This is a genomic window from Daejeonella sp. JGW-45 (assembly GCF_029360805.1).
Lineage (GTDB): Bacteria > Bacteroidota > Bacteroidia > Sphingobacteriales > Sphingobacteriaceae > Daejeonella.
Genome location: NZ_JARKNC010000004.1, coordinates 22720 through 30555 on the forward strand (window position 1 = coordinate 22720; position 7836 = coordinate 30555).

Here is a 7836-nt window from a genome sequence, read left to right on the forward strand (position 1 = left end):
CATGTTTCTATAAGATGGAACTCATGCATGAGGCATAGCACGAATGCTCTATGCTTTTTGCAATCTTATTGCTCTTTAGAAGGGTTTCTGTAATAAACCTTATCGTGTAAAAACTCATCCACAGCAATAAGCGATGGCTTAGGCATGCGCTCATAATGCTTAGAGATCTCGATCTGCTCACGGTTTTCGAAAACTTCTTCCAGGTTATCGTTAGATGAAGCAAATTCAGCTAATTTCCCATGAAGCTCTTCCTTTAAATTGTTAGAGATCTGGTTTGCACGTTTACTGATGATTACAATCGATTCATAAATATTGCCTGTAACCTTATCTAACTCACGAACATCACGTGTGACCGTACTGTTTGGAATAACTGCCTTTGTATTACTCATTTGAATTGTTTTTAGTGTCCTCTTGTTTTTTCTGTTTCGCTGTCTGGGCTTCTATTAGTGCCTGTTCCTCAGCTATTAATTTCTTTACGTCTACGATAGCTTTCTCACTGTTCTTTTTAATCTGTTCGATCTCTTTAAGATACTTGCTCGACGGGTAATTTACCGCAAACTCATTTGCAAGCTGTATCGCTTCATTATAACGCTCCTCCTGTTTCAGCTCAAGGCTGGCGCCTGCATAAAGGGCCTGCGCTTTAACAGTTAGAAATTCCATTTCTTCGGCATATTTAGTATCCGGGAAGTCCCTTTCGGAATTTCTGAAAGCAATCACTGCCGATTTATAGTCTCCTATGTCTAAGAATAATTTAGCATTCTCGTATGATTTCTGTTCAAGCTTTGCCCTGAGATTAGCAATAAGCTTACTAGCTTCCGGCACACGCTCACTTTTTGGGTGCAGGTTAATGAATAACTGTAAAGCGTCCATCGCTTTTAAGGTATTATCCTGATCCAGCGAATATGTTGGCGATTCGAGATAAAAGCAATAGGCTGCCATAAACCGGCATTCTTCAGCTTTAGGGCTGGATGCATAGGTATCGGCGAATGTTTTAAAATGATATCTGGCAGTAGTGTAGTCTTTTAATTTATAGTGCGTATAAGCATAGTAGTACGAAAGGTCTTCCGCCTCAGCTGTACCGCGGTATTTTGTAACCAAATCATCAAATAATGGTAAAGCCTTATTATAGTTCTTGTTCTCGTAGAACTTAATAGCTTCCCGGTATTTTCGTGCCGTATCATTGCTTGCCCGGAGCTTTTCGTACTTGCTCTTGCAACCAGCAATGGTAATAATAATAACGAGTAATATGCTTAGGGATATGTTAAGCTTGTTTTTAAACATTCTGCAAAGATAAGGTAAATCGGTAAAGTTTCAATTATTAATTGATAGTCATTAATATATACGCGAAAATATCCCTTTGTATATATATGGGGTATTGTTTAACATTCTTTAACAATTTGGACGAGGTCGGGGGTATGAGGTATGATGGGAGGAAGGACTGTTTTGGCACAACTTGCCACAGATCAGGGTGTCAGGAAGCAATTGAACCCAATTGGAAACCCCGGGACGTTTAGGTATTTGATGTGAGACAGATCTGAGAAAGAAGAGGCATTTGTTCGACTGCGCTTCGACTGGTGTTCGACCGCTGTTCGACGAAACACTGCTCCAGTCGAAGGACGGTCGAACACCAGTCGAACAACCGCCGAACAGTTCCGCAACACTTCCCGAATCATTGTCATATCTGTCTCGAACGATCGTCGAACAAGCGATGAATGGAAAACACTATTTTTTCCTCTTCGTTAACAGGTAGTTAAGAGAAAGTTATCAATTAAAAGGGGATTGCTGTTGCAGGGGAGTTGAGAAGTTGTTACCTTTGCATCCCGCAAGTAAGAGAAGCGGGTTGTTTTTTGAGCGGTTTTGGAGTTTAGTGGTGTAGGGTTGTTAGGGGCCTGTGGGCGTGATTCGGATTGAAGCGGTTGATATGCAGGGGGATCAAAAAAAACTTTAAAATAAATTTTGCGAAGGTCAGAAAGAATCCTACCTTTGCAGTCCCAAACAAAAGGGGAGATAAAAACAAGCGGCCGGCGCGATGCTGAAAGCGACAAAAGATGAAAGATTTGAGGGGTAGCAATACCACGAAAATATAAGCCGGCACCGTGATGGGAAAGGCGCAAAGTTCTTTAAAGAAATGTCAATAGAAGTATAACGAGAAGAGACCATTTGGTCTTGAAGTTAAAGCGAGAATAGAATACAATAATAACTAGTTCTATTTGAGATATAATAGGGCTAGGACAGATTCACATTTTACAATGGAGAGTTTGATCCTGGCTCAGGATGAACGCTAGCGGCAGGCCTAATACATGCAAGTCGAACGAGATCCAGGGGCTTGCTCCTGGTGAAAGTGGCGCACGGGTGCGTAACGCGTATGCAACCTACCTTAATCAGGGGGATAGCCTCTCGAAAGAGAGATTAACACCGCATAAAATCACCTTCCGGCATCGGGAGATGATCAAATATTTATAGGATTAAGATGGGCATGCGTGTCATTAGTTAGTTGGTGAGGTAACGGCTCACCAAGACCACGATGACTAGGGGATCTGAGAGGATGACCCCCCACACTGGTACTGAGACACGGACCAGACTCCTACGGGAGGCAGCAGTAAGGAATATTGGTCAATGGAGGCAACTCTGAACCAGCCATGCCGCGTGCAGGAAGACGGCCCTACGGGTTGTAAACTGCTTTTATACGGGAATAAACCTCACTACGTGTAGTGAGCTGAATGTACTGTAAGAATAAGGATCGGCTAACTCCGTGCCAGCAGCCGCGGTAATACGGAGGATCCAAGCGTTATCCGGATTTATTGGGTTTAAAGGGTGCGTAGGCGGCCTATTAAGTCAGGGGTGAAAGACGGTGGCTCAACCATCGCAGTGCCCTTGATACTGATGGGCTTGATTACACTTGAGGTAGGCGGAATGTGACAAGTAGCGGTGAAATGCATAGATATGTCACAGAACACCAATTGCGAAGGCAGCTTACTAAGGTGTCAATGACGCTGAGGCACGAAAGCGTGGGGATCAAACAGGATTAGATACCCTGGTAGTCCACGCCCTAAACGATGAATACTCGATGTTAGCGATATACAGTTAGCGTCAAAGCGAAAGCGTTAAGTATTCCACCTGGGGAGTACGCCCGCAAGGGTGAAACTCAAAGGAATTGACGGGGGCCCGCACAAGCGGAGGAGCATGTGGTTTAATTCGATGATACGCGAGGAACCTTACCCGGGCTTGAAAGTTACTGAATGATTCAGAGATGAGTCAGTCCGCAAGGACAGGAAACTAGGTGCTGCATGGCTGTCGTCAGCTCGTGCCGTGAGGTGTTGGGTTAAGTCCCGCAACGAGCGCAACCCCTATGTTTAGTTGCCAGCATGTTATGGTGGGGACTCTAAACAGACTGCCTGTGCAAACAGAGAGGAAGGAGGGGACGACGTCAAGTCATCATGGCCCTTACGTCCGGGGCTACACACGTGCTACAATGGATGGTACAGAGGGCCGCTACCTGGTAACAGGATGCCAATCTCAAAAAGCCATTCACAGTTCGGATAGAGGTCTGCAACTCGACCTCTTGAAGTTGGATTCGCTAGTAATCGCAGATCAGCAATGCTGCGGTGAATACGTTCCCGGGCCTTGTACACACCGCCCGTCAAGCCATGGAAGTTGGGGGTACCTGAAGTACGTAACCGCAAGGAGCGTCCTAGGGTAAAACCGATAACTGGGGCTAAGTCGTAACAAGGTAGCCGTACCGGAAGGTGCGGCTGGAATACCTCCTTTCTAGAGCGCTTTAACTGCTCTTGTTATACTTCTTTGATTTTCTTTATTAAAAAACAAAAGACAACCCAAAAGATGAGCCATTAAGAAGTGCTCCAATTTGAGACGGGCTTGAAGATGTGGGGTACAGCGTTGAGGAGATCTCACTACTTGATACTCACTACTCAATACTCATTAACAGAGTCCCGTAGCTCAGTTTGGTTAGAGCACTACACTGATAATGTAGGGGTCAGCAGTTCAAATCTGCTCGGGACTACCAGGTCCGCAGTTCATCCCGATAGCTATCGGGACTGCTCGGGACTACTTTGAGTTATACGTTATAAGTGATACGTTTTACGTTAAACCTAGCGACCATAACTTGATAACTACACACAGAAACGTATAACGTAAAACTTAAGACGTTCAACTCATTTTGAAGGGGGATTAGCTCAGCTGGCTAGAGCACCTGCCTTGCACGCAGGGGGTCAACGGTTCGAATCCGTTATTCTCCACGCTGCTTCATAATAGGGAGCAAACGTTCTTTGACATATTGGAAAAAAGTAATTGAAAGAGAAGACAACAGTAGGGAAGTTGTTGGAAGGAGTAAAGAGCAAAGAAAAAAGAGCAAAGATGCGCAAGTGTCTTTGATCCTTGATCGTTGTTCCTTGATCCGGAAGGCAGCAGACCAAAAAAGCATTCTAACTGAGCAAAAGGCAGTTAGAAGAAGAAAGTAAGAAAGGGCACACGGGGGATGCCTAGGCTCTCAGAGGCGATGAAGGACGTGATAAGCTGCGATAAGCTTCGGGGATTAGCAAATATGACTTGATCCGAAGATTTCCGAATGGGGAAACCTAACTAGTTGAAGACTAGTTGCAAACATGCGCAAACCCGCTGAACTGAAACATCTAAGTAAGCGGAGGAAGAGAAAACAATAGTGATTTCCTGAGTAGTGGCGAGCGAAAGGGAAAGAGCCCAAACCGGGATTGTTACGGCAATTCCGGGGTTGTAGGACTACGATGTGGTATATTAAAGTGAAGTGGAATGGCTTGGGAAAGCCAATCATAGAGGGTGAGAATCCCGTACACGTAAGCGATAGTAACCTAGTAGGATCCTGAGTACCGCGAGGTCGGAGACGCCTTGTGGGAATCTAGCGGCACCATCCGCTAAGGCTAAATACTCCTGAGAGACCGATAGTGAACTAGTACCGTGAGGGAAAGGTGAAAAGAACCGCGAATAGCGGAGTGAAATAGAACCTGAAACCGTGTGCTTACAAGCGGTCGGAGCAGACTTGTTCTGTGACGGCGTGCCTTTTGCATAATGAGCCTACGAGTTACTCCTCTCTGGCAAGGTTAAGTGATTAAGTCACGAAGCCGAAGCGAAAGCGAGTCTGAATAGGGCGTATAGTCAGAGGGGGTAGACGCGAAACCTTGTGATCTACCCATGAGCAGGTTGAAGGTGCGGTAACACGTACTGGAGGACCGAACCGATAAACGTTGAAAAGTTTCCGGATGACTTGTGGGTAGGGGTGAAAGGCTAATCAAACTGGGAAATAGCTCGTACTCCCCGAAATGTTTTTAGGAACAGCGTCAGTATTAAGTTTCATAGAGGTAGAGCTACCGATTGGGTGCGGGGGAGTCAAATCCTACCAAATCCAGACGAACTCCGAATGCTAATGAAATATGACTGGCAGTGAGGCGCGGGGTGCTAAGGTCACGCGCCGAGAGGGAAAGAACCCAGACCATCAGCTAAGGTCCCCAAGTATACGCTAAGTTGAACTAACGAGGTCCGATTGCACAGACAGCTAGGATGTTGGCTTGGAAGCAGCCATTCATTTAAAGAGTGCGTAACAGCTCACTAGTCGAGCGATCGGGCATGGATAATAAACGGGCATTAAGTGTATCACCGAAGCTATGGACTCGAAAGAGTGGTAGGGGAGCATTCTGATATCAGTGAAGCTATACGCGTCAGCGGTGGTGGAGAGATCAGAAAAGCAAATGTAGGCATAAGTAACGATAAGGCGGGAGAGAAACCCGCCCACCGAAAGACTAAGGTTTCCTGATCAACGCTAATCGGATCAGGGTTAGTCGGGGCCTAAGGTGTACCCGAAGGGGGAAGCCGATGGACAATGGGTTAATATTCCCATACTTTTTATAACTGTGACGCGGTGACGGAGTAGTGACACTGTCGCGATCTGACGGAATAGATCGTTAAAAGGCGTAGGTATAGTAATCATAGGCAAATCCGTGATTATTGCTGAAACCCAATAGTACTGCAAACCTTCGGGGGCGTAGATAGAACAGGTAATCAGACTTCCAAGAAAACCCGCTAAACTTCAGGTTATAAAAACCCGTACCGTAAACCGACACAGGTAGTCGAGGAGAGAATCCTAAGGTGCTCGAGTGAATCATGGCTAAGGAACTCGGCAAAATGGCCCTGTAACTTCGGGAGAAGGGGCGCTGTCAGCAATGGCAGCCGCAGTGAAAAGGCCCAGGCGACTGTTTAACAAAAACACATGGCTTTGCAAAATCGAAAGATGAGGTATAAGGCCTGACACCTGCCCGGTGCTGGAAGGTTAAGAGGGGATGTTAGTCGCAAGGCGAAGCATTGAATCGAAGCCCCAGTAAACGGCGGCCGTAACTATAACGGTCCTAAGGTAGCGAAATTCCTTGTCGGGTAAGTTCCGACCTGCACGAATGGTGTAACGATCTGGGCGCTGTCTCAGCCATGAGCTCGGTGAAATTGTGGTATCGGTGAAGACGCCGGTTACCCGCAACGGGACGGAAAGACCCCATGCACCTTCACTACAACTTAACATTGATATTGGATACAGGATGTGTAGGATAGGTGGGAGTTAGTGAAGCGGCTTCGCCAGGAGTCGTGGAAACAACCTTGAAATACCACCCTTTCTGTATACGGTGTCTAATCCGGCTAAGTCGGAGACATTGTTTGGTGGGTAGTTTGACTGGGGTGGTCGCCTCCAAAAGAGTAACGGAGGCTTTCAAAGGTAAGCTCAGTACGCTTGGTAACCGTACGGGGAGTGCAATAGCATAAGCTTGCTTGACAGTGAGACAGACAAGTCGATCTGGGTCGAAAGACGGATATAGTGATCCGGCGGTTCTGCATGGAAGGGCCGTCGCTCAAAGGATAAAAGGTACGCTGGGGATAACAGGCTGATCTCCCCCAAGAGCTCATATCGACGGGGAGGTTTGGCACCTCGATGTCGGCTCGTCACATCCTGGGGCTGGAGAAGGTCCCAAGGGTTCGGCTGTTCGCCGATTAAAGTGGCACGCGAGCTGGGTTCAGAACGTCGCGAGACAGTTCGGTCCCTATCTGTTGTGGGCGTTGGAAGTTTGAGTGGGGCTGTCCTTAGTACGAGAGGACCGGGATGGACAAACCGCTAGTGAATCTGTTATGGCGCCAGCTGTACTGCAGAGTAGCTACGTTTGGAATAGATAAGCGCTGAAAGCATCTAAGTGCGAAACTAGCCACAAGATGAGACTTCCATTGAGGGTCGTAGAAGATGACTACGTTGATAGGTTACAGGTGTAAAGGTGGCGACATCATAGCCGAGTAATACTAATTGCCCGAAGCTTTCTTCGCGCTCCATTAACTGGAGTGCAAGGCAGATAGACTACTACTTGTAGTAGCTAATAATGCTGTTGTTTTCTTATTCAAGTACTTTTTCCTGTATGTTAAGATATTAGCGGAGTTAAACGTAATACGTTTTACGTAATACGTTGCAAAACGGATAAGTCAAGTGTTGCAAGACGTAGAACTTATCACGTACAACGTACAACTCCCAAAGTCTTCAGGTGCCTATATCGGCGGTGTCCACCTCTTCCCATTCCGAACAGAGAAGTTAAGCCCGCCAGAGCCAATGGTACTGCCGTAACAGGTGGGAGAGTAGGTCGGTGCCCAATTTTAAACAAGCCCTTGTTCCTGATGGAATGAGGGCTTTTTTTGTGGACGAAGGTTCCTATGGGAGTCCATCAGCGCCAATGGTACTGTCCGCCCGGGGCGGATGGGAGTCCCGATAGGTATGGGGTAGGTCGCGGTGCCCATCCCGATAGCTATCGGGATTAAACAAGCCCC

General features: G+C 46.8%; 2 protein-coding genes, 2 tRNA genes and 3 rRNA genes. 5 read left to right on the forward strand and 2 right to left on the reverse strand.

Annotated elements, in window-relative coordinates; all coding sequences use genetic code 11:
• Positions 1–65: 65 nt before the first annotated feature.
• Both P2W76_RS07425 and bamD read right to left on the reverse strand, forming a co-directional pair.
• Positions 66–389, reverse strand: coding sequence for a DNA-directed RNA polymerase subunit omega (locus P2W76_RS07425; protein WP_276347057.1), 324 nt, complete (start codon positions 387–389; stop codon positions 66–68).
• Positions 382–1281 (reverse strand): outer membrane protein assembly factor BamD, encoded by a 900-nt coding sequence (gene bamD / locus P2W76_RS07430; RefSeq protein WP_276347059.1) that lies wholly within the window; start codon positions 1279–1281, stop codon positions 382–384. The genes P2W76_RS07425 and bamD overlap by 8 nt, the downstream gene beginning before the upstream one ends.
• A gap of 965 nt (positions 1282–2246) precedes the next feature.
• Between bamD and P2W76_RS07435 the strand changes: the two genes are divergently transcribed.
• The 5 genes from P2W76_RS07435 (at position 2247) to rrf (ending at position 7664) form a co-directional block, all read left to right on the forward strand.
• Positions 2247–3768 (forward strand): 16S ribosomal RNA (locus P2W76_RS07435).
• A 178-nt stretch (positions 3769–3946) separates the two neighbouring features.
• Positions 3947–4024 (forward strand) — tRNA-Ile (locus tag P2W76_RS07440).
• Positions 4025–4182: 158 nt separating this feature from the next.
• Positions 4183–4256, forward strand: a tRNA-Ala gene (locus P2W76_RS07445).
• Positions 4257–4467: 211 nt separating this feature from the next.
• Positions 4468–7344, forward strand: a 23S ribosomal RNA gene (locus P2W76_RS07450).
• Between the two features lie 208 nt (positions 7345–7552).
• A 5S ribosomal RNA gene (rrf, locus tag P2W76_RS07455) occupies positions 7553–7664 on the forward strand.
• Together the 16S, 23S and 5S rRNA genes with 2 tRNA genes alongside form the textbook arrangement of a ribosomal RNA operon.
• Positions 7665–7836 lie beyond the last annotated feature (172 nt).